Below are 21,534 nucleotides of genomic sequence, written 5' to 3'. Positions count from 1 at the left end.
CGGCTCGGAGCGCCTTGAGACGGCTCCTTCCCTCGTCGTTCGGAAGCTCGTACCTCGCTTCCTCTCTCCTCAGTCCAGTCGCGGCCGCGCCCCTCGGTGTTTGATTGCGCTCGCCTTCGCTCGCGCGGCTCGGGGCGCCTTCAGGCCACTCCTTCCCTCGTCGCGTCCTCGCTCGTTCCTCGCTCCGGCGCTCCTCAGTCCAGTCGCGGCCGCGCCCCTCGCGGGACGGTTGCGCGCCGTGTCGAAGGGATGTCAGTGGGCGCCGGCGGCCTGTTCGACGACGTGGGCCCAGCGTTCCAGGAGGGCCTGGGCGGTGTCCATGTCGTGGCCCTCGGCCCACAGGTGGGTGACGGCCTCGGCGGGGTCGGGCAGGACGAGGGCCCAGCTTCCGTCGTCCTCCACGACGCGGACGCCGTCGGTGGTGTCCAGGCGGTGGCCCTCGGCCGCCTCGACGACCGAGCGCATCACGGCCCCCTTGTGCGCCCAGGGCGTGGGAACGGTCCGCTTGAGCAGCTTGGCCTCCGGGATGCGGGCGTCGATCTGGCTGAGCGACAGCCGGGTGCGCGCGACCAGGCCCAGCAGGCGCAGGAACACGGCCAGGCCGTCCACCGTGGGCGCGAACTCCGGGACGATGAAGCCGCCCTTGCCGTCGCCCGCGAAGATCGTGTCGGGGTGCCGGGCCGCCCGCGTCAGCGTGTCGAGGCTCGTGGCCGTCCAGTCGACCTGCACGCCGTGGAAGCGGCACACCATCTCCGCCACCCGGGTCGTGGTGACCGGCAGCGCCACCCGGCCGCCCCGGCGCTCGGCCGCCACCAGGTCGAGCACGACGAGCAGCGCCCGCTCCTCGCTGATGAGCTGGCCCATCTCGTCCACGAGGGAGACCCGCTCCCCCACCGGGTCGAACCGCACGCCGAAGGCGGCCCGGGCGGAGGCCACCAGGTCCGCCAGGCGCTGCAGGTCGCGGCGGCGCTCGGCGAGCGTCTCGGTCGGCGAGGCGTCGTCGAGGCGGTTGTTCACGGTCAGCACGTCGACCCCGGCCCGGCCCAGCAGGCTCGGCAGCACGAGCGAGGAGGTGCCGCCCGCGCAGTCGACCACGACCTTCATCTCGGTGTCCTTCACCCCGGACATGTCGATGCAGGCCAGCAGCTCCCGGGCGTAGGTGTCGACGGCTCGGGCGGGGAAGGTCAGCTCGGCGATCTCGCCGGGGAAGGCGCGCCGGTACTCCTGCCGGGAGAAGACCCGCTCCAGCTTGCGCTGGGCCGCCTGGGACAGGTCGGCTCCCGTCTCGTCCATGAACACGATGTCGACGCTCTGGGGGTCGCCCGCCGTGGTGCGCAGGGCGATGCCGCCCCTGACGTTCTCCCGCGAGGTGTTGAACCTTGCGACCGGCAGGGCGGCGGCCTCCAGGTCCACCACGTTGATCGCACTGGAGTTCAGCGCGCTGATCACCGCCCGCTTGAGCGCCCGCGCCGCCCGCGAGGCGTCGCGGGAGGTGACGACCGTGTCGCCCTTGCGCAGCGTCGTGGCGTACGCGCTGGCCAGCCGTACGCACAGCTCCGGAGTGATCTCGACGTTGACCAGCCCGGAGACCCCGCGGGGGCCGAACAGGCTGCGCTGGCCGCGCGACTCCCAGATGACGCTCGTGTTGACGACCGTGCCCGCCTCGATCGTCTTGAACGGATAGATCTTCACGCCGGAGGAGACGTACGCCTCGGCCTCGATGACGCACTCGTCGCCGACGACGGCGTTCTCCTCGATCCTGGCGCCGGTCATGACGTCGGTGTTCTTGCCGATCACGCAGCCGCGCAGGTGGGCGGCCGGGCCGACGTACACGTTGTCGCTGACCACGGCGCGGTGCAGGAAGGCGCCCTCCTTGACGACGGCGTTGCTGCCGAGCACGGTGTACTCCCGCAGCTCGGCGCCGGCCTCGACCTTGGCGTAGTCGCCGATGTAGAGGGGGCCCTTGAGCACGGCCTCGGGGTCCACCGAGGCGCCCTCGGCGGCCCACACGCCCGGGGCCAGCTCGAACGCGTCGAAGTCGACCTTGACCTTGCCCTCCAGCACGTCGGCCTGGGCCTTGAGGTAGCTCTCGTGGGTGCCGACGTCCTCCCAGTAGCCCTCGGCCACGTAGCCGAACAGCCGGCAGCCCCGTTCGAGCATGTCCGGGAAGATGTCGGACGACCAGTCCACCGATTGGCCGGGGGCGATCTCGTCGAGGACCGACGGCTCCATGATGTAGATGCCGGTGTTGACCGTGTCGGAGAACACCTGACCCCAGGTGGGCTTCTCCAGGAAGCGCTGGATGCGGCCGCTGTCGTCGACGATGATGATCCCGAACTCCAGCGGGTTGGGCACGCGCTTGAGCCCGATGGTGACCAGCGCCCGGTTCTCGCGGTGGAAGCGGAGCATGTCGGTCAGGTCGATGTCGGTGAGCGCGTCGCCGGAGATGACCAGGAAGCGGTCGTCGCGAAGCTTGTCGGCGGCGTTCTTCACGCTGCCGGCCGTCCCGAGGGGGACCTCCTCGGTGGCGTAGTGGAGGGTCATGCCCAGCTCGTCGCCGTCGCCGAAGTAGTTGCGGATCAGCGCGGCCAGGAACTGCACGGTCACCACGGTCTCGGTGAACCCGTGCCGCTTGAGCAGCCGGAGCACGTGTTCCATGATCGGCCGGTTGATGATGGGGAGCAGGGGCTTGGGCTGGTTCGCGGTCATCGGCCGCAGCCGTGTCCCCTCCCCGCCCGCCATGACGACGGCCTTCACGGGTCACCCCTTCGTTAGCTGGCGCACCTGTACGACATACAACACCCCCGCCCACCAATACAGACCAGTTCCCCAGATGGCGAAGGCCCATCCGAAGATCGCGGCAATCTCGGCGTACCAGCCCTCATGGGAGGCGAGGAACAGGAGCGGGAACGCGTACATCAGGGCGGCGGTGCCGGCCTTGCCGAGGAAGTGGACGGGCAGCGCCGGGCCGTACCCGTGCCGCCGCAGCACCGGCGGCATCCACAGCAGCAGCACGTCGCGCAGCGGCACCGCGAGCGCCAGCCACCAGGGGACGGCGCCGCGCAGCACCAGGCCGATCAGCGTGGCGAGGATGTAGAGCCGGTCGGCGAGCGGGTCGATGAGCCGGCCCAGCCTGCTGATCTGGTTCCAGGCGCGGGCGAGCTTGCCGTCGAGCCAGTCGCTGAAGCCCGCGAGCGCCAGCAGCGCGATGGCCCACCCGTCGGCGTGGGGACCCAGCACGAGCCAGAGGAAGACGGGGACGCCGAGCAGCCGCAGGGCGCTCAGCAGGTTGGGCACCGTCCAGATCCGGTCCTCGGCAGCGTTCACGCCCCAGACCCTACATGCCGTTCTCCCGGTGGCTCGGGGCAGGAGCCACGGGGTCGGACGCGCGTGGTGCCGTCTGCGCGGCGACGAGCCGGGTGTAGCGGCCGCCCAGGGCCAGCAGCTCCTCGTGGGTGCCCCGCTCCACCACCGTGCCCCGCTCGACGACCAGGATCAGGTCGGCGTCCCGCACCGTGCTCAGCCGGTGCGCGATCACGATGCGGGTCTGCGTCAGGCGGGACAGCCGGGCCTCGATGTCGGCCTCGGTCGCGCTGTCCAGATTGCTGGTCGCCTCGTCGAGCAGCAGCACCTTGGGGCGGGGCAGCAGCGCGCGGGCCAGGGCGAGGCGCTGGCGCTGTCCCCCCGACAGGCCGCCGCCCTCGACCAGGATCGTCTCGTAGCCCATCGGCATCGCCATGATCTCGTCGTGCAGGCCCGCGAGCCGGGCCGCCTCGGCGATCCGGTCCATGCCGGCCTCGGGGAAGTTGAGCGCGATGTTCTCCCTGATCGTCCCGGTGAACAGCGACGGCTCCTGGGTGACCACGCCGAACTGGCGGCGCAGCGATCGCGGGTTGAGCTCCGCCGCGGGAACGCCGTCGTACCGGATCTCCCCGGCCGTCGGCTGGTACAGGGCGAGCAGGAGGCGGGCGAGCGTGCTCTTGCCCGACCCCGAGGGACCGACCAGCGCGACCTTCTGCCCCGGCCGTACGACCAGTGAGACGTCGCGCAGCGTCCACGGGCCGCGCGGGTCGTGGCGGAAGCCCACTCCGCGCAGCTCGATGCCGCCGCGCAGCCGCAGCACCTCGATCCCGGTGGACGGCTCGGGCTCGGAGGCGAGGATGTCCGACAGGCGGTCGAAGTGCGCCCCGGCCTGCTGAAGGGTGCGCAGGCTGGTCATCAGCGAGCCGATCGGGGTGAGCGCGGCGGTGGCCAGGGCGTTCAGCGCGAGCAGCGTCCCGAGGCTGAGCGACCCGTCGAGCACCCGCCACGCGCCGACCCACAGCAGCCCCAGCGGCGCGAGGTAGCGCACCGCCCCGAGCACCGCCTCGATGAGCCCCCGGACGAGCCCTCCCCGCACGTCGGCGTCGAGTTGCTGGGCGAACAGGTCCGACCAGCGCTGCATCGCCCGCGGCTCGGCCCCGGACGCCTTGAGTGTCTCGATGCCGCCGACGGCCTCCATCAGCCGGCCCTGCGTCACGGCGAGCGCGGCCAGCTCGCGCCGGGTCAGGTCGCCCACCCGGCGGGCGGTGCCGAGCAGGAGGGCGGCCTGCCCCGCGGCGAGCAGCGCGAGGAACCCGCCGAAGAGCGGGTCCCAGGCGAAGACGAGCAGCAGGTAGACCAGGGCGAGCGGCCCGTCGAGCAACGACGAGAGAATCTGCCCGGTCAGCGTCTCGCGCAGGGCGATGACGCTGTTCGATCGGTTCACCAGGTCTGCCTTGCCGCGCACCGCGAAGTAGCGGTACGGCAGTGCGACAAGGTGCGACACCAGGTTCCGCGTCACCTCGCCGTCGGTGCGCGAGCGGAGCGCGACGAGCAGCACAGAACGCAGGTAGCTCACCGCGAACTGGGTGACCACGGCGACCAGCACGGCCACGCCGAGCAGCGCGAGAAGCCCGGAGTCCCCGCGCGGGAGGATCCGGTCGACGACGAGCCGGAACGCCGTCGCGAGCCCCAGGCCGAGCACCTGGAGCAGCACCGAGGCCGCGAGCACCTGCGCGAGCAGGCCCTTCCTGCGGAACACGAGGGCGCGCAGGAAGTCGTGCCGCCACGCCCGCGCGGCGCCGGACCGCACGCGGCGGAACCCCGGCTCCGGCTCGAACGCCAGCAGCACGCCGGTGAAGCCGGCGTCGAACTCGGCGGGTGTGAGCCGCCTGCGTCCCCGGCCGGGGTCCATGATGTCCACGTGGTCGGGCGTCCACCGCTCCACCACCACGAAGTGCTGGAACTCCCAGTGGACGACCGCGGGCATGGGCACCCGTCCGAGGTCGGCCGGCTCCAGCGAGAACGCCTTGGCGTTCAGGCCGAACTCCCGCGCGGCGCGGACGATGGCCAGCGCGCTCAGGCCGTCCCTGCCCACCTGGAGGTGGTCGGTGACCTCCTGCACGGTGGTGCGGTGGCCGTGGAAGGACAGGATCACGGCCAGGCAGGCCGCGCCGCACTCGGTCGCCGAGTTCTGCAGGAGGACCGGGACCCGTCTCACCCGCCACCCCTCAGGACCAGAGCGGTGACAACGGCCAGCCCTGAGGTGAGCACCGCGACCGCCCACCAGAGCAGGACGAGCGTACGGGTGCCGACCTCCTTGACAGCGGCCGGTGCGGACGGCGGGGCGGCATGGCGGCGCAGCGCCTCGGCGCGGAAGATCTGCCTGTTCACGGCGTGCCCGTCCGCGCCGTGGTGCCCCAGAACCACTCGATCTTCGCGGCCCGGCGGCGTTCGTCGATCCACAGGTCGAAGACCCGCCGTTCGACGCGGCGGCGCGTGTCCGCGTCGAGCTCGGCGTCGGCCACGGAGATCACCGTGAGCAGGACGTCCGGGGCGGGCGAGACGACGTCGCCCGGGCGGGCGGTGCTCACCTCGGCCGCGGGCACGTCCTCGACGACGAGCCGGGCGCCGCGCGTCCGCTCCGCCAGCGCGAAGAAGCCGGCTCCGGCGTCGATCTCGGCCGCCGCCCGCCGGGCCGTCTCGGAGTCGGGGAAGGTGAGGCGGGCGACCCGGGCCGTGCCGAATTCCTCCCTGTGCTCCTCGAAGTAGGGCTCGACCCGTCCGGCCGTCACCCGCTCGCGGACGCGGGCGGCGGCCACCTCGCCCGCGACCAGCTCCTGAAGGTCCAGCAGGGTGAGGGAGCGGCGGTCCATCCACTCACGCGTCCGTTCCGCGGTGAGCAGTCCCCGGGCGCGCCGGAACGCGTCCACCGCCTCCTGGATCTCGTGGTCGGAGAGCTCGACCGGCGCCTCCGCAACCTCGGCCTGGACGAGGGCGGCGGCGACGATCCGGTCCACCAGCCGGACCTCGTCCCACAGGAAGTCGAGCCAGGCGATCGCGTCGACCACCGTGACCCCGACGCCGTCGATCCGCAGCAGCAGCATCTCGCCGGCCCGCTGCACGCCCCGCAGGGGCCAGGGCAGGGCGCGGTCGGGGCACCAGGACAGCGACACGGTCCCCTCCCCCGGCGCTTTGATCAGAAGGTCGTAGTGGAGCGAGTCGTCGTAGTCCTCCCGCTGCCACAGCAGCCGGAAGCGCACACCGGGATGGCGCTCCCGCAACTCCCGCAGGCGCTCCTGCGCCTCGGACGGGTCGACCCCGTCCAGGCCGCGGAGGGTTTCAAGGGCGTCCGGCACCATGCGCGGTCTCCTCTCCGACCGTGCCGTACATCAACAGATCACACAACGCCGCGCCGATCGGCAGGCCCGTGGCCTTCTCGATCCAGAGCCACTGGCCGCTGGGGTTGACTTCGAGGAAGACGTAACGCCCGTCGGGGGTCAAGATGAGATCGATCGCTCCGTAGCGCAGGCCGAGCCGGCGCACGATCCGCACGCAGCGCTCGGCCACCTCCGGCGGCAATGCGTGCACCTCATGGCGGGTGCTGCCCGGGTCGTAGCGGCGCCAGTCGAGCCTCGTGTGGTTGCTCTCCTGCGAGTGGATCTCCGCCGCGAAGACGGCCCGCCCCACGACGGTCACCCGCAGTTCGACCCGCTTGGGCACGTACTCCTGGATGACGACCGGGCCGAACCTGATCGCGTCCGCGTACGCCGCGTCCCGGGTGGACACCGGTTCCGACATCCGGGCCACGCCGTCCCCGTCGGCGCGGAGGCTCGTGGGGACGCCCAGGGGCTTGGTGATGATGCGGCCCTGGTGCCGGTTGTAGAAGTCCAGGAACTCGTCGGGGTCGTTGGTGATCAGCGTGTCCGGCAGCTCGAATCCGAGACGACCGGCCAGGGCCAGCTGTGAGGACTTGCGCTGGGCCAGTCTCACGCGTTCCCTGGGCGCGGGGACCATGCGGCAGCCGAGCTGCTCCCACAGATCCCCGGCGAACACCGCGCACTCCTGCTCGATGTGGGCCCGTGCCACCGGGTCGGCGATCTCGGGATGCGCGACGGGCGCCTGGGGACGGCGGAACCACACCGCCGTCAGACGGTCGAGGTCGACGTCCGCCGTCTCCGTGCGCAGCCGCCGCCGCACCCGCCCGTCGCGGTGGTAGACCGCGTCGAGCACCGCGCGGACCGGATAGCCGGCCGGGTCGAAGACGACCGCCTTCGCCCCCCGCGCGGCCAGCAGACGGGCCACGTGCTCCGCGTGGGAGTCACCGTCGATCGTGAGGATGAGTATCTCGCCGGACATCTCTCGTTCTTCCTGGTCTGGCTTCCTGATGGGGCGCGGGGCGCCGGGAGGCGCCCCGCGCGGTCACTCAGAAGCGGTCACTCAGAAGCGGTCGCTCAGAAGTCGAGGTCCTTGGCGTCGACGGTGCCGTCCGGGGTGATGACGTGGCTCGACCACTCGAACTTCCGGCCGCCGTTGACGAGACGGAGGTCTCCCTCGTCGAGCTCCGGCCCGGCCGCCGCGATGTCGTCGATTCTGATCTTGGACATTGTGATCCCTCCCGCCGTCCGGGGGGACGGCGCGGTTTCCTCTGTGAAGGCACCCGATCGGGCGCCGGACACAGACGCTAGGAGGGCCTTCTTGGCGTCCACTTTGGACGATCTAGGGATCGGCTCAACGGCCGCTTAAGGTCAGGGGCGCTCAGCCCGCACCGGCGCCGCCCCAGACCCTACGTGCCGCTCTTCCGGTCGCCCGGGGCAGGAGCCACGGGGTTGAACCCGGTGTCGACCAAGCCGAACCGGTGCGCCATCACCGCCGCCTGGGTGCGGTTGCGCAGCCCCAGCTTGTCGATGAGCGCGGCGACGTGGCTCTTGACGGTCGTGACTCCCACATGCAGCCGGTCGGCGATCTCGGCGTTGGACAGGCCCACCCCGATCAGCGTGAGCACCTGCGCCTCCCGCTCGGTGAGGCCGGGCGGAAGCGGCACCGCCTGCCGCTCGGCCGCCAGGGCCCGCTCGACGACGCGGCGCAGCACCGACGGCGCGAGCGGGGGCTCCCCCGTCGCCGCCCGCCGTACCGACTCGACCATCCGGGCGGGCGGGTCGTCCTTCACCAGGAACCCGAGCGCGCCCGCGCCCAGCGCGGCATAGAGGTTCTCGTCCTCGGAGAACGTGGTGAGCACGACGATCCGGGCGGACGGCTGGGCGGCGAGGATCCTGCGGGTGGCCTCCAGGCCGTCGACGCGCGGCATCCGCAGGTCCATCAGCAGCACGTCGGGGCGGTGCCGCTCGGCCAGCCGTACGGCCTCGGCCCCGTCGGCGGCCTCCCCGCACACCTCCATGTCGCCGGCCGCCTCCAGCATCATCCGGACGCCCGCGCGCACCAGGGCCTGGTCGTCGGCGACCACGACGCGGATCACGCGAACCTCCCCGTCACGCGGCAGTCCGGCCGGCTCTCGCCCGGGACCGGCAGCGAGGCGGTCAGCCGCCAGCCGCCGCCCTCGGCCGGGCCCGCGGCGACGTGCCCGCCGAAGGCGCGGGCCCGCTCCCGCATGCCCGCGATGCCGTGGCCGTGGGACGGCAGCACGTCCGGGGGACGCGACGTCCCGGGGCCGTTGCGCACCTCGACCGTGAGCGCGTCCGGGCGCATCGCCACATCGACCTGCGCGCGGGCCCCCGGCCCGGCGTGTTTGAGCACGTTCGTCAGCCCTTCCTGGACGATCCTCGCCGCCGAGGCCCGCACCACCAGCGGGGCCCGTTCGACCTCGGGCGCAAGACGCAGGTCCACGCGCAGGCCGGCCGCCGACATCCGGGCCACGGCGTCGCGCAGCACGTCGCCGGGGTCGGCGAGCATGTTCGCGAGCATGAGGTCAGAGCCCAGCGCCTCGTCCGGGTCGCGCAGCACGGCCAGCAGGCCGCGCAGGTCCTCCAGCACGCGGTGGCCGGTGTCCCTGATGTCGGCCAGCGCCTCGGCGGCCGGGCCGCCGGCCCCCGCGTACTGCGCGGCGCTCGCGCGCAGCACCATCGCCCCCACGTGGTGGGCCACGATGTCGTGGACCTCGCGGGCGATCCGCTCCCGCTCGGCGAGCCGGCCCGCCCTGTCCCGCTCGGCGGCCAGTTCGGCGGCGTGCCTGGCCTGGGCCTGCCGCACGCCGACGTACCGGCCGATCGCCACGGGCGCGGTCACCATCGTCATCAGCGCCACCACCCGGAACGGGGTGACATCGCCGGGGTCGTCCACGACCACGATCGCGGCGACCGAGCAGGTCAGGGCGTAGGCCGCGGCGACCCACGACCAGGTGGCGCGGGTCGCGAACACGCCGAGGGCCACCAGGGCGAGCAGTTGCAGGCTGTTGCCGGTCCTCGGGACGTACTGGTCGGCCACGACCAGCGCGAGGCTCTCCAGCAGCAGGACCGCCCCGGGCAGGTGCCGCACGACGCCCAGCGCGAGGCCCGCGAGCATCACCCCGAGCGCGACCGCCCACACGGGCGGCTCGCCGCCGTGCCAGTAGGGCCAGGTCGTCAGCACCGACAGCGCCATCCCGCCGCCGGCGAGCAGCACGTCGAGCAGCGGCGCCGGGTCCTCCTTGCGGCGCCCCTCCTGGCCGCGCAGGTAGCGGCCGATCAGCACCGGGGCGGCGATCAGCCCGACGGAGTAGAACCAGGTGTTGCTCGTGAGGGCGATGCCGGGGTCGGCGAGGTTCACAGCCGTCGCGGCGGAGGCGAGCACGGCGGCCGGCGCCGTCCAGCCCCAGCCGCGCGACCTGGCCAGCACGCCCACCGAGATCGGCAGCAGGACCTGCAGGGTGTTGACGGTGAACGCGCCGATCTGGTCGCAGACCACCAGCAGCACGGACAGGTATACGGCCACGGGGCCGGGCCATCGGCGCACCAGGCCCATCGGCAGCCCGGCCAGCAGGGCGAAGCCCATCCCCACCCATGCCGGGGCCGGGCCGCTCCCGCCGCCCGATCCCCCGGAGGAACTCCAGGAGCCGGCGCTGACGAGCACGTCCAGCCCGGTCCCGCACACCGCCAGGCCGATGTCGAGGACCCTGCCGCGCGGGAGCGCGAAGGACCTGCCGGTGAGGGGACGCTGAGCGACGAACCGGCGCGTCGGGGGCCACCGCATGAGGGAACGCTACCGCCCGCCCGCGCGGGGACCGGTCCTCCGAAGGGAGGACGCCTCTCCTCCTTCTGGCCGCCTCCGCCCGCCGAAGGGCCGTACGCGACGATCCGCCTGGCCACCAGGTCGGCCCGGACGGCGGGCGGCCCGGGCGGTCGCGCGGCCCTAGCGTCGCCGCATGGCGAACGAAACAGCGGTCTTCTTCGGGCAGTTCCTGCGCTCCCCCGCCGTTACCGGGGCGGTCGCGCCCAGCTCACGGCGGTTGTCGGAGGCGGTGTGCGTGCCGGTGCCGGAGCGCGGCGACCCCGTCGTGGTCGAGCTGGGGCCGGGCACCGGCCCCTTCACCGCCGAGATCCAGCGCCGCATCGGCGGGCGGGGGCGGCACCTGGCGGTCGAGATCAATCCGCGGCTGGCCGGTCACCTCGGCGCCCGCTACCCGGGGGTGGAGCTCGTGGTCGACAACGCCGCGCGGCTGCCCGAGCTCCTCGCCGGCCGAGGCGTGGCCGGCGCCGACGTGATCGTGAGCGGGCTGCCCTGGGCGGCGTTTCCCCCCGCCCACCAGGCGGACCTGCTGCGGGCCGTGGTCGCCTCGCTCGCGCCCGGAGGCGCGTTCACGACGTTCTCCTACGTCCACGCCCGCGCTCTGCCCGCGGCCCTGCGGTTCCGCCGCAGGCTGGGCGAGGCGTTCGAGGAGGTGGTGGCCGGGCGCACGGTGTGGCGGAACCTGCCGCCCGCCTTCGTCTACCACGCGCGCCGCCCCCGCCGGTGATCTCGCAGCCCGCCGAACGGCGTTCTAGAGTGGCGGGCATGGACTTCACGCTGCCGGAGAGCGCCCAGGCGGTGCGCCGGGGGATCGCGGACATCTGCTCGCGGTACGACATGGACTACTGGCAGCGCTGCGAATCGGAAAAGCGCTGGCCGGAGGAGGTGTGGGCCGAGCTCGCCAAGGGCGGCTGGCTCGGCCTGGCCGTGCCCGAGGAGTATGGCGGAGCCGGACAGGGTCTGCTGGAGCTGGCCGTGGCCACGGAGACCCTGTCGGCCTCCGGCTCCGCCGGCGGTTCGGCGTTCATGTACGTGCTGACGCCGGGGTTCGGGGCGCTCACGCTGGCCAGGCACGGCTCGGCCGAGCAGAAGGCCGCGCTGCTGCCGAAGCTGGCGACGGGAGAGATCGAGACCTGCTTCGCGCTGACCGAGCCCGACGCCGGGTCCAACTCGCTGGCGATCTCGACCTTCTCCCGCAGGGACGGCGACGACTTCGTCGTCAACGGCCAGAAGATCTGGATCACCGGGGTCCAGCGGGCCACCTGGATGCTGCTCGTCACCCGGACGATCCCGGCGGCGCAGGCCAGGCCGCGCAGCGACGGGCTGACGGTGTTCCTGGTGAACGTGCCGGAGGCCGTGGCGGCGGGGCGGCTGTCCTACCGGCCGATCCCCAAGATGGGCGCGAACACCACGCCGTCCAACATGGTGTTCATCGACGACCTGCGGCTGCCCGCCTCCAGCGTGCTCGGCGAGGTGGACCGGGGGGCGGCCGTGCTGTGGGACGTGCTGAACCCCGAGCGGATCCTGCTGGCGGCCAGTGCCCTCGGCGGGGCCGAGGTGGCGCTGCGGGTGGGCGTGGACTACGCGAGGCAGCGGGAGGTCTTCGGCCGGCCCATCGGGGCCAACCAGGCCATCGCGTTCCCGCTGGCGCAGGTCAAGGCCAAGATCGAGCTGGCCAGGCTGATGCTGCACAAGGCGGCCTGGTCGTTCGACAACCGCCTGCCCTGCGGCACGGAGGCCAACATCGCCAAGCTGACGGCCTCGCAGGCCGCGTGGGAGGCCGCCGACGCCGCGTTCCAGACCCACGGTGGCATGGCGTACTCGCTGGAGTACCCCGTCGCACGCCTGCTGGCCGACGCCAGGATCGGCCGGATCGCGCCGGTGACCGAGGAACTGCTGCTCAACTACCTGGCCACCCAGGTGCTCGGCCTGCCCAGGAGCTTCTGACCGCCTCCGGCCACTTCCGGCCGCTTGCGCGCCGCCCCTGTGGGGCACTTACTTGAGGCAGCGGAAGGAGTCACACATGCGCGGTCCGTACGCGAGCACGGTGATCAGCGCGGACGCCGGGGACGTCTGGGCGTTCCTGCGCGAGTTCGGCAACCTCCACGAGTGGCTGCCGGGCGTGTCCGCCTGCGAGATCGAGGACGGCGCGCCGCTCGCCCCCGGGGCCGTGCGGCGGGTCGAGGGGTCGGGCGGGGTGTTCCGCGAGCGGCTGCTGACCCTCGACGACGGGGAGCGCACGCTGACGTACACCACCTTGGAGTCCCCGCTGCCCATGCGCGACTACCACGCGACCTGCCGGGTCGCCCCGGTGACCGACTCCGGGCAGGCTTTCGTGGAGTGGTACGCGCGCTTCGAGGCCGACGACCCGGAGAAGATCGCCAAGATCCTCACCCGGGGCGTCTTCGTCCCCGGCCTGGAGTCGCTGCGCAAGCGCTTCGGCTGAGTCGTGTCCGACACATCAGGCCCTGCTGCGCGACACTCCAGGGACCAGTGGCTACAAGAGCCGGCGCGACGTCCCATCAGTGATCAAGGGGCTCGCCACCCGCGATATGCCGGAACTCGCGCGCGCAGGGCATGCACATCAGGTTCTCAGCTCTGAACGCCTCGGTCGTACTCCATTTGATGCCTTTGGATTTCGTCCGCGTTGTCGACCGTCCAGTCGTACGACCGGCCGAACGGCTCACGCAGCGATTCGCCGAGCGGCGTGAGTGAGTACTCGACCCCGACCGGCGAGGTGGGTAGCACGCGGCGCACGATCATCCCGTTGCGCTCCAGGCGGCGCAGGGTCAGGACCAAGCACCTGCTGACCGCACTGCGAGACGACGACTCGGTTCGCGTCATCGTGTTCGACAGCACCAATCCTGAGTTCTTCATCCCCCACGTCGACGTGGCGCTTGCCGACATGCCGGACGCGTTCGACAAGTTCGAGCAAGACCTTCCGGACGGTGTCAACGCTTTCCAGGCTTTGGGGGAACTGCTGCGGCACCAGCCCCCGGCGACCATCAAGCTCGCCGGGATGGCGCGCGGCGGTGCGTACTTGGTCAGCCGGATCGCCTCTGCCGACCTGGCGGCCGGCCGCGTCGCGACCTCCAGCGCCCTGTCGTGGACCTGGTCGTCGTCGGCGCACAGGCTCACCAGCCCCATCGCCTCGGCCTGCTCGCCGGTGACCGGCTCGCACAGCAACAGGTGATACTTGGCCTTCCTCAAAGGTAACGACCCTGCTTCATTGTTCCCGCAGGTCAACGGGCCGCTAACAATTCGATCAACGCATGGGTGTACGGGTAACCCGCCCGGGTGGATCATCCGTCCCAACACCGTCCAAGCTTCAACCACACCGGAGTTCCACCGTGACCGAGCACCCCCCGGCCGGCCAGCAGCCGGACCCCCGCCAGTACCCGCAGCAGCCGTACCCGTACCCGGGGCCTGGTGGACCGCAGCCGCAGCAGTATGGGCAGCCCGCCTACGGCCCGCCGCCCGGCTACGGTCCTGGCCACGGGTACCCAAGCCAGCCGCAGCCGCCGAAGAAGTCGAACACGGGGCTGATCGTCCTCGCGGTGATCGGCGGGATCTGCCTGGTGCTGTTCGCAGGGTGCGCCGCCCTCGTCGCCCTGTCCAGCGGCGACGGCCCCGACGTGGTGACCGCGACCGCGCCGGCCGACACCACCGCCGCAGAGCCGCAGCAGCAAACCGACGACGGGCAGACAGGAGGGCAGAACCAGGCGGACAACCAGGGTGGGGCTCAGCAGCCCGCGCAGGTCGGCGGCACCCTGGCTCTGAAGGGCTTCCAAGGCCTTCAGGTCGACGTGACCGTGACGAAGGTCGAGATGAAGGCGACCCCGGCGAACGACTTCCTCAAGCCGAAGGCCGGCAACCGTTTCGTCGCGATCGAGCTCAAGCTCGACAACAAGGGCCAAGCCACCTACGAGGACAGCCCCTCCAACGGGGCAGTGGTGATCGACGACCAGGGGCAGCAGTACCGGACGACGTTCGCCGAGGTCAAGGAAGGCCAGGCGTTCCAGGGCAGCGTCACCATGAGCAGCGGCGACTCACGCAAGGGTGTGATCGTGTTCGAGGTGCCCGAAGGGGCGAAGCTGGCCAAGATGCAGTTCGCGTTGAACAGCGGGTTCGCCGACCAGAAAGGCGAATGGGTCCTGTCCTGATGTGAACCGCGCCCGCCGGTTGAGCGTCTCGCAGGTAGACCCGTGCCAGGGATTGGGCCGCTCCGCTACTGCGGGGCGGCCCTACTGGTTTGACCGGTTCTACCACGGCACCCGACCGAGGGCCAGGGCATTCCTCGTCCACGAGGTCGCGAGGATTCTCGCCCAACGCAGCCAGCAGACGAAGCGAAGACCGGTCCTTACCGTTCATGTCGTGGGGATCAATAGCAGAAGACTCGGCATAGTCGGCATCGTCGCGGCAGCGCTGCTCACTCTGGCTAGTTGCTCCGACTACCCGGAGCAGCACCAGGAGCGCTTACGCAAGGCCGCCGGAGTGGTGACCTTTCAAATCACCTGCTCAAAGGACCTATGGGAGCGGACGCGCCATGTCGACTACAGCGATGAGGTCAGAGCGAAGTCCGTCAAGGACCTCGGGAACGGAGTGGCGCTCGTCAGCCTCAGTGGTCCGCAACTCGTCGACTATTTGAAGGTTCTAGCAAGCGATGCTTATGGGATCAACGGGCGTAACCCGCTCTCCGATCGCATGTATCAAGCCATCGCACCGGAGGTCGATAAGATCCAGGGCCCGCTCAATCCTGGGGATCCGATCCCGGCGGTCACGCTGAACGATGCCGCTGTCCCAGCCGTTAGCAGCAATTCTGTGGCGACGCCGGCGGCGAGAAAGTCGAAGTAGCAGCGAGGGCCGCCCCCTGCGTGAGCGGCCCTCACGTCTGTCTTGCTACTGGGCTACGCCGTCCAGCTTCGCGAAGATCCTGGCGAGCAGGTTACGGATCTCGATCTGCCCCGCCTTCACTCAGCGACGTCGTCCCGCATCAACGCGAGAGACTCTGCAGGTTGGTCTGCCCGGTCTTGATGACGCCGATGTCCTCGCGGATCTCGCGGATGTCCGTCTCGACGGTGTCGATCCGCTCCTCGATGTACGCCATGACGCCAGCCAGCCAGAAGATCCGCCTCAGCTCAGTACCTGGTCAAGGTACGCCTGTACGGGCTCATAGAACGACCAGAGGACGCCGGGCCCGACGCCCGCCCGGTCGCACCACTCGACCTCGGCGAGCTCGTCCGCGTCGGCCACGTGCGGGGTGCCGTCGAAGACCGCAGGGGGACGTAGAGCATGTGCCTTCCGGTGTTCGGGTGGATGTGGCGGTACTGACTGCCGATCTGTACGACACCAAGACCTCGGAGCGCTACGGCTGGATCAACGGGCCGTCCCCGCCGACGAACTGGACGACGACGTCGACCGGCTCGCCCGCAACATCGCCGCTCTGCCCGAGGGTGCGATCGCAGCGGCCAAGCGCGCCATCCTGCCGGAGGCCCTGGCCGAGGGACTCCTACGGGAGAACGACGCCTGGACAGGACAGATCATTCGCCCTGCGGCCACGGAGCTGATCCGCGACGGACTGGCCCACGGCGCCCAGACCCCCGACGGCGAACGCGATCTGGAAGGCCTGCTCCGGCGACTGGCCGGTTAGGACCTGGAAAGACAACCCGGCCCGGTTCTTCGCCTCTCACCTGAAGTGGGCCGGGCCGGGTTGGCGGCCGGCAGCCGGCCGTCTGCACATCAAGCGCAACTTGGAGTACCACGCCAGATTCCACCATGAAAGCTGGTCACAGCTCACGGCTCCGGCCGGAACCGGGGCGGGCGCTTGTCCCGCAGGGCCAGCACGCCCTCGGCGGCGTCGGGGCCGGTGAAGCCGAGGAACTCCATGGCCAGTGAGGCGTCGAACGACGGCCCGGCCATGCGCAGCCAGTTGTTCAGCGCGTACTTGGTCAGCCGGATCGCCTCCGCCGACCCGGCGGCCAGCCGCGTCGCGATCTCCAGCGCCCTGTCGTGGACCTGGTCGTCGTCGGCGCACAGGCTCACCAGCCCCATCGCCTCGGCCTGCTCGCCGGTGACCGGCTCGCACAGCAGGAGGTGGTACTTGGCCTTGGCCATGCCGCACAGGAGCGGCCAGATGATCGCCGCGTGGTCGCCGGCCGCGACGCCCAGCCGGGTGTGGCCGTCGATGATGCGGGCGGTCCGCCCGGCCACCGAGATGTCGGCCAGCAGCGCGACGGCCAGCCCCGCGCCCACCGCCGGGCCCTGGATCGCCGAAACGATCGGCTTGGAGCAGTTGAGCACGTTGTAGACGATGTCGCGAGCCTCGGCGAAGACCTCCAGGCGCGTGGCGTGGTCGCGAATCATCTCCTCGATCATCGACAGGTCGCCGCCCGCCGAGAACGCCTCGCCCTCCCCGCGCACGATCACCGCCCTGACGTCGTCGTCGCGGTCCACGTCGCGCCAGATCTCGGCCAGCTCGCGGTGACCGGTGCGGTCCACGGCGTTGCGCCGGGACGGCTCGCTGATCACGACGCGCAGGACGCCGTCGGCCGCCCAGCCGACCTTCAGCTTCTCGTACTCCTTCACGACGCCACCCCCAGGGCCTGCCTGAGCCGGGCGGCGAGGAAGTCGCGGCCCTCCAGCGCCTGGTCGAAGAACCCGGGCAGGCCGAGGAAGCCGTGCAGCGCGCCCTCGAAGCAGCGGTGCTCCACGGGGACGCCCGCCTCGGCGAGCGCCCGTGCGTAGGCCGCGCCCTCGTCGCATAGCGGGTCGCACTCGGCCGTGATGACCGTCGCGGGCGCAAGGCCCGACTTGTCCGGCAGGTGGATGGGCGCGAGACGGGGGTCGCGGGGGTCGGCGCCGCCGGCGTACTGCTCGATGAACCACCTCATCTCCGCCGCGTCGAGCCCGAACCCCTTGCCGTACGTGCCGTAGCTGGGTGTGTCGGCAGCGACGTCGACGACCGGGCAGATCAGCGCCTGGTGGGCGAGGCCGATCCCGGCGTCCCTGGCCAGCCAGGCCGCCACCGCCGCGAGGTTGCCCCCGGCGCTGTCGCCGACGACCGCCACCCTGCGCGCGTCCGCGCCGTAGAACGCCGGGCGGGCGTGCACGTCGCGGACCACGCCGAACGCGTCGTCGGCGGCCGCGGGGAACGGGTTCTCGGGCGCGAGGCGGTAGTCCACCGAGACGACGACCGCTCCGGTCCTGTGGGCGAGGTCGCGGCCCAGGGCGTCGTTGCGCTCGACGCTGCCGAAGACCCAGCCGCCGCCGTGAAAGTAGACGAGCGCCGGCAGCGGATGCTCGCCCGGCTCCGGGCGGTAGATCCGGACCGGCACCCCGGCCGCCGTCTCGTCCCTGACCGCGGGCAGGTCGATCCTCGGCCCGCGCTGCTCCACCATCCCGTCCAGGGACCGCATCTCGGCGATCTGCTCGCGGGTGAGGGAGGCGACGTCCACGCCGAGATCCGAGGGGAACAGCTTGAGATAGGCCTCCGCCTGGGGATGCAACGCCATGCTCCGCACAGTAACAGCGAGCGCCGGCACGACCGCCGAAGCCTCCCTGGCGCGCTCTCCCGCCCGGCAGGTCGCCCGCGCCGCCTCGGGGGCAGCGGTCCGTACGGGTCAGGGGCGGGCGGCGTCCACCAGGGCCTCGACCAGGCGGTTGTCCGCGCCGCGCTCGGGGTGCCACTGGACGCCGACCGCGAACCGGTGCCCCTGGAGTTCCACGGCCTCGACGATCTGGTCGTCCGCCCAGGCCACGGCGATGAGGCCGGTGCCGAGCCGCCGGACGGCCCGGCGGTGCGCGCCGGTCACCTCGGCGCGGTCGCCCACGGCCTTGCCGACCTTGCTCGACACGCTGACGGTGACGACGTGTGCCGCCGTCTCGTGGCGGTCGTGGCCGACGGCCTCCCGCAGGGACGTGATCAGCGTGCCGCCCTGGGCGACGTTGAGCACGTGCATGCCGCGCGAGATCGCGAGCAGCGGCACCTCCGCCTCCACCGCCGCCTGCGCCAGCGCGGTCTCGAACCGGTCGCGCTGGGGCTGCGGCCCGCCGAGCCCATCGTCGTCCGGCTCCCCCGCCGGCGCCTCGCCGTACAGGGCCGGGTCGACCTCGACGCCCCCGGCGAGGATGACCGCGTCCAGGCGGCGCACGTAGTCGCCGGCGGACACGGGGCTCAGCGGCGGCAGCAGGACGGGCGCGCCGCCCGCCTTCTCCACCGCGCGCGCGTACGCCTGGGGCGAGACCGCCGCCTCACGGACCCACGTACCCCAGCGCGCGGCCTCTAGATAGGTGGTGATGCCGACGATGGGACGCGCCATGGCCATCTCCTGGGGTGTGCGAGCAGGCAGGCCCATCATGGCGCAGATCGTTTTCCTTTTTGTGAGTTTTCACATGAGTCACACCAGTCACAGCGGCGAGCGTCACGAAAAATAACGAAGTGTTCACAGTAGGTTGCCTTGCGGGGAATCGGTTGTGACGCCCGAGAGCGAGTGGAACACTCCCCGTTGAGCGATCGGTCGAGCCGGGGCCGCCGGCGCTCGTCACCCGGAGCCGTCAGGGAGGTGGATCGACAGACCGGAGCACGTTTCCGGTCCCTAGGGTGGGACACAACTGATGCCGCTGAATCCGCGCCTCGTCAAGGAGAGCTTCTCGGTCGTCGAGCCCGTCGCCGGGAAGGCCGCGGGATACTTCTATGGACGACTGTTCACGCAGTGCCCGCACATGCGGGGCATGTTCCCGCCGGGCATGGAGGTGCAGCGCGACCGGCTCTTCAACGCGCTCACAAGGATCGTCTGGATGCTCGACAGCCCCGAGGGGCTGGCGTCCTATCTCGCCCAGCTCGGGCGGGACCATCGCAAGTACGGCGTGTCCCCCGAGCACTACACAGCCGTGGGAAGCGCACTTCTCGCCACGATCAGGCATTTCGCCGCCGACATCTGGACCGACGAGATCGAGGCCGCCTGGACCGAGGCGTACGCCATGGCGGCGAAGATCATGATCGACGCCGCCGCCGCGGAGACCGCGCCCGCCTGGTGGCTGGCGGAGGTGATCGACCACGAGCCGCGCACCCGGGACATCGCGGTGCTCACGCTGCGACCCTCGCAGCGCATGGACTTCGTCCCCGGACAGTACGTCACGGTCCAGACGGCCAGGTGGCCGCGGGTGTGGCGGCGTTTTTCCATCGCCAACGCGCCCCGCGCGGACGGCACGCTCCGCCTGCACGTTCGCGCCGTGCCGGGCGGCTGGGTCAGCACGGCGCTGGTCCGCCACACCCGGATCGGCGACCAGCTCCTGCTCGGACCGCCGGTGGGCACGATGACGCCGCCCGAATCCGACCGCGACCTCCTCTGCGTCGCCGGCGGCACCGGCCTCGCGCCGCTCAAGGCCGTCGTCGAGCACGTCATCGCCTCCGGCGACCGCCCGAACATCCACCTGCTGTTCGGCGTGCGGCGCGCGTGCGACCTGTACGACATGCCGGACCTGGCGAGGATGGAGGCCGCCTTCCCCTGGCTGCGGGTCGTGCCGGTGGTCTCCGACGACCCGGCCTACGACGGGATGCGCGGCCGGCTCCCCGACGTGGTCGAGAGGTTCCACTCGTGGGCCGACCACGAGGCGTACGTCTGCGGGCCGCCCGCGATGGTGAACGAGACCGTACGGCGCCTGCAGCTCTCGGGGGTGCCGCTCGCGCGGATCCACCGCGACCCGATACAGGGAGACACAGCGTAGAGCAAGGTTCGGACGGAACGGCGGGCGACGTCGAGGGTTTCCTGGCAGGATTCGAATCGAAAACATCATCGAAATCGGCACAGGGAGGACATATGACCGCACTGCTCGCGATCGGTACTCGCAAAGGATTGTTCCTCGCGCGCTCCTCGGACGGCGGCTCGTTCGAGGTCGAGCCCGTGCGGTTCTCCACGATCGCGATCCACTCCGTCGCGATCGACACCCGCGGGAGCACGCCCCGCCTCCTCGCCGGCATCGAGTACGGCCACTTCGGCCCGTCGGTGATGTGGTCCGACGACCTCGGCGAGACCTGGGAGGAGGCGAAGACCCCGCCGGTCGCCTTCCCCGAGCGCACCGGGGCCGCGCTGGCCCGGGTGTGGCAGCTCCAGCCGTCGCCGTCCGAGCCGGACGTGGTCTGGGCGGGCGCCGAGCCCGCCGCGCTGTTCCGGTCGGAGGACCGCGGAGCCACCTACACCATGGTCGACGGCCTGTGGGACCACCCCACCCGGCCCCAGTGGCAGCCCGGCGGCGGCGGCCTGTGCCTCCACACCGTGATCCCCCACCCGACCGACCCGCGGCGCATCGGGGTCGCCGCCTCCGCCGTGGGGTTCTTCCGCAGCGACGACGCGGGGGCCACCTGGCGGCCGTCCAACAAGAACATCCGTGCGCCCTTCCTTCCCGAGGGCGCGCAGTATCCCGAGTTCGGCCAGTGCGTGCACAAGGTGGCGCAGCATCCCGCGGCGCCCGAGCGGCTCTACCTGCAGCACCACTTCGGCGTCTACCGGTCCGACGACTTCGGCGACTCCTGGACCGAGATCGGGTCCGGTCTGCCCTCCGACTTCGGGTTCCCGATCGCGGTCGACCCGGACGAGCCGGACAGGCTGTACGTCTTCCCGCTGCACGGCGACGTCGACCGCACGCCGCTCGGCCACCGATACCGGGTGTTCCGCAGCGACGACGCCGGGGCCACCTGGCACGGGCACTGCGCCGGGCTGCCCGAGGGCCCGGTGCACGCCTCGGTGCTCAGGGACGCGATGTCCGCCGGGCCCGCCGGGGTGTTCTTCGGCACCCGGGACGGCGAGGTGTACGGCTCGGCCGACGCGGGCGAGAGCTGGTCGCTGATCGCCCGTCACCTGCCCGACGTGCTGTGCGTGCGGGCCGCCGTCCTCTGACCCGCCGCCGCGGGGGCGCCGCGCCCCGCGGCGGGGGGCGGGCGGGGGGGGGGGGCGCCCCGCGCGGGTCGATCCTGGGTTTGGTCGCGGCGAGCCGGGGGGGGGGGCCCCGCCCCGG

General features: G+C 71.8%; 21 protein-coding genes. 8 read left to right on the top strand and 13 right to left on the bottom strand.

Annotated features, from left to right (window positions below):
* Nucleotides 1-252: 252 nt before the first annotated feature.
* The 9 genes from ABZ860_RS36290 to ABZ860_RS36250 form a co-directional block, all read right to left on the bottom strand.
* Complete coding sequence (locus ABZ860_RS36290) at nucleotides 253-2,757, bottom strand: mannose-1-phosphate guanyltransferase (protein ID WP_357229381.1); 2,505 nt, start codon at nucleotides 2,755-2,757, stop codon at nucleotides 253-255.
* 3 nt (nucleotides 2,758-2,760) lie between these two features.
* Nucleotides 2,761-3,327: a CDP-alcohol phosphatidyltransferase family protein gene (locus ABZ860_RS36285; RefSeq protein WP_079313915.1), complete on the bottom strand. Its 567-nt coding sequence runs from the start codon at nucleotides 3,325-3,327 to the stop codon at nucleotides 2,761-2,763.
* Nucleotides 3,328-3,337: 10 nt separating this feature from the next.
* Nucleotides 3,338-5,521 carry a peptidase domain-containing ABC transporter gene (locus ABZ860_RS36280; protein ID WP_357229377.1) on the bottom strand — a complete coding sequence of 728 codons (2,184 nt, stop codon included), beginning with the start codon at nucleotides 5,519-5,521 and terminating at the stop codon, nucleotides 3,338-3,340.
* Nucleotides 5,518-5,694 carry a hypothetical protein gene (locus ABZ860_RS36275; protein WP_357229374.1) on the bottom strand — a complete coding sequence of 59 codons (177 nt, stop codon included), beginning with the start codon at nucleotides 5,692-5,694 and terminating at the stop codon, nucleotides 5,518-5,520. Before ABZ860_RS36275 ends, ABZ860_RS36280 begins: the two co-directional genes overlap by 4 nt.
* On the bottom strand, nucleotides 5,691-6,662 hold the full coding sequence (locus tag ABZ860_RS36270; RefSeq protein ID WP_357229371.1) for a TIGR04500 family putative peptide maturation system protein: 972 nt from the start codon (nucleotides 6,660-6,662) through the stop codon (nucleotides 5,691-5,693). The genes ABZ860_RS36275 and ABZ860_RS36270 overlap by 4 nt, the downstream gene beginning before the upstream one ends.
* On the bottom strand, nucleotides 6,643-7,659 hold the full coding sequence (locus tag ABZ860_RS36265; protein ID WP_357229368.1) for an MvdC/MvdD family ATP grasp protein: 1,017 nt from the start codon (nucleotides 7,657-7,659) through the stop codon (nucleotides 6,643-6,645). Before ABZ860_RS36265 ends, ABZ860_RS36270 begins: the two co-directional genes overlap by 20 nt.
* Before the next feature lie 95 nt (nucleotides 7,660-7,754).
* Nucleotides 7,755-7,907 carry a putative ATP-grasp target RiPP gene (locus ABZ860_RS36260; protein WP_357229365.1) on the bottom strand — a complete coding sequence of 51 codons (153 nt, stop codon included), beginning with the start codon at nucleotides 7,905-7,907 and terminating at the stop codon, nucleotides 7,755-7,757.
* A gap of 179 nt (nucleotides 7,908-8,086) precedes the next feature.
* Complete coding sequence (locus ABZ860_RS36255; protein ID WP_357229362.1) at nucleotides 8,087-8,776, bottom strand: response regulator transcription factor; 690 nt, start codon at nucleotides 8,774-8,776, stop codon at nucleotides 8,087-8,089.
* A complete protein-coding gene (locus ABZ860_RS36250; protein WP_357229359.1) occupies nucleotides 8,773-10,485 on the bottom strand; it encodes a histidine kinase in 1,713 nt (570 codons plus the stop codon). The genes ABZ860_RS36255 and ABZ860_RS36250 overlap by 4 nt, the downstream gene beginning before the upstream one ends.
* Nucleotides 10,486-10,657: 172 nt before the next feature.
* Here ABZ860_RS36250 and ABZ860_RS36245 point away from each other — a divergent pair, with 172 nt between their 5' ends.
* The 3 genes from ABZ860_RS36245 to ABZ860_RS36235 all read left to right on the top strand — a co-directional run bounded on the left by ABZ860_RS36245 (nucleotide 10,658) and on the right by ABZ860_RS36235 (nucleotide 12,967).
* Nucleotides 10,658-11,248, top strand: a complete 591-nt coding sequence (locus tag ABZ860_RS36245; protein ID WP_357229356.1) for a methyltransferase domain-containing protein — start codon at nucleotides 10,658-10,660, stop codon at nucleotides 11,246-11,248.
* 38 nt (nucleotides 11,249-11,286) lie between these two features.
* Entirely contained in the window at nucleotides 11,287-12,468 is a 1,182-nt protein-coding gene (locus ABZ860_RS36240) for an acyl-CoA dehydrogenase family protein (RefSeq protein WP_357229354.1), read from the top strand.
* A 76-nt stretch (nucleotides 12,469-12,544) separates the two neighbouring features.
* Nucleotides 12,545-12,967: an SRPBCC family protein gene (locus ABZ860_RS36235; protein WP_357229351.1), complete on the top strand. Its 423-nt coding sequence runs from the start codon at nucleotides 12,545-12,547 to the stop codon at nucleotides 12,965-12,967.
* A gap of 146 nt (nucleotides 12,968-13,113) precedes the next feature.
* Here ABZ860_RS36235 and ABZ860_RS36230 read toward each other — a convergent pair whose 3' ends face one another.
* Nucleotides 13,114-13,284: a winged helix-turn-helix transcriptional regulator gene (locus tag ABZ860_RS36230; RefSeq protein ID WP_357229348.1), complete on the bottom strand. Its 171-nt coding sequence runs from the start codon at nucleotides 13,282-13,284 to the stop codon at nucleotides 13,114-13,116.
* Here ABZ860_RS36230 and ABZ860_RS36225 point away from each other — a divergent pair.
* The 3 genes from ABZ860_RS36225 (at nucleotide 13,229) to ABZ860_RS36215 (ending at nucleotide 15,375) form a co-directional block, all read left to right on the top strand.
* Nucleotides 13,229-13,714 carry a hypothetical protein gene (locus ABZ860_RS36225; RefSeq protein ID WP_357229525.1) on the top strand — a complete coding sequence of 162 codons (486 nt, stop codon included), beginning with the start codon at nucleotides 13,229-13,231 and terminating at the stop codon, nucleotides 13,712-13,714. The genes ABZ860_RS36230 and ABZ860_RS36225 overlap by 56 nt on opposite strands.
* 157 nt (nucleotides 13,715-13,871) lie before the next feature.
* Entirely contained in the window at nucleotides 13,872-14,684 is an 813-nt protein-coding gene (locus ABZ860_RS36220; RefSeq protein WP_357229345.1) for a DUF4352 domain-containing protein, read from the top strand.
* Nucleotides 14,685-14,895: 211 nt separating this feature from the next.
* Nucleotides 14,896-15,375: a hypothetical protein gene (locus ABZ860_RS36215; protein WP_357229343.1), complete on the top strand. Its 480-nt coding sequence runs from the start codon at nucleotides 14,896-14,898 to the stop codon at nucleotides 15,373-15,375.
* A 939-nt stretch (nucleotides 15,376-16,314) separates the two neighbouring features.
* Here the strand turns inward: ABZ860_RS36215 and ABZ860_RS36210 are convergent.
* The 3 genes from ABZ860_RS36210 to ABZ860_RS36200 form a co-directional block, all read right to left on the bottom strand.
* The gene (locus ABZ860_RS36210; RefSeq protein WP_357229341.1) at nucleotides 16,315-17,106 is read right to left on the bottom strand and encodes an enoyl-CoA hydratase/isomerase family protein; all 792 of its coding nucleotides are present in this window, start codon (nucleotides 17,104-17,106) and stop codon (nucleotides 16,315-16,317) included.
* Nucleotides 17,103-18,032, bottom strand: coding sequence for an alpha/beta hydrolase (locus ABZ860_RS36205; protein WP_357229338.1), 930 nt, complete (start codon nucleotides 18,030-18,032; stop codon nucleotides 17,103-17,105). Before ABZ860_RS36205 ends, ABZ860_RS36210 begins: the two co-directional genes overlap by 4 nt.
* Nucleotides 18,033-18,140: 108 nt before the next feature.
* Nucleotides 18,141-18,839 carry a gamma-glutamyl-gamma-aminobutyrate hydrolase family protein gene (locus ABZ860_RS36200; protein WP_357229335.1) on the bottom strand — a complete coding sequence of 233 codons (699 nt, stop codon included), beginning with the start codon at nucleotides 18,837-18,839 and terminating at the stop codon, nucleotides 18,141-18,143.
* A 295-nt stretch (nucleotides 18,840-19,134) separates the two neighbouring features.
* Here ABZ860_RS36200 and ABZ860_RS36195 point away from each other — a divergent pair, with 295 nt between their 5' ends.
* Nucleotides 19,135-20,247 (top strand): globin domain-containing protein, encoded by a 1,113-nt coding sequence (locus tag ABZ860_RS36195; RefSeq protein ID WP_357229332.1) that lies wholly within the window; start codon nucleotides 19,135-19,137, stop codon nucleotides 20,245-20,247.
* 92 nt (nucleotides 20,248-20,339) lie between these two features.
* Nucleotides 20,340-21,416, top strand: coding sequence for an exo-alpha-sialidase (locus ABZ860_RS36190; RefSeq protein ID WP_357229330.1), 1,077 nt, complete (start codon nucleotides 20,340-20,342; stop codon nucleotides 21,414-21,416).
* Nucleotides 21,417-21,534 lie beyond the last annotated feature (118 nt).

This window comes from Microbispora sp. NPDC046973, assembly GCF_040644495.1.
Lineage (GTDB): Bacteria > Actinomycetota > Actinomycetes > Streptosporangiales > Streptosporangiaceae > Microbispora.
The sequence above is the reverse complement of the archived record's forward strand: the minus strand, read 5'-3'. Positions and strand labels throughout refer to the sequence as shown.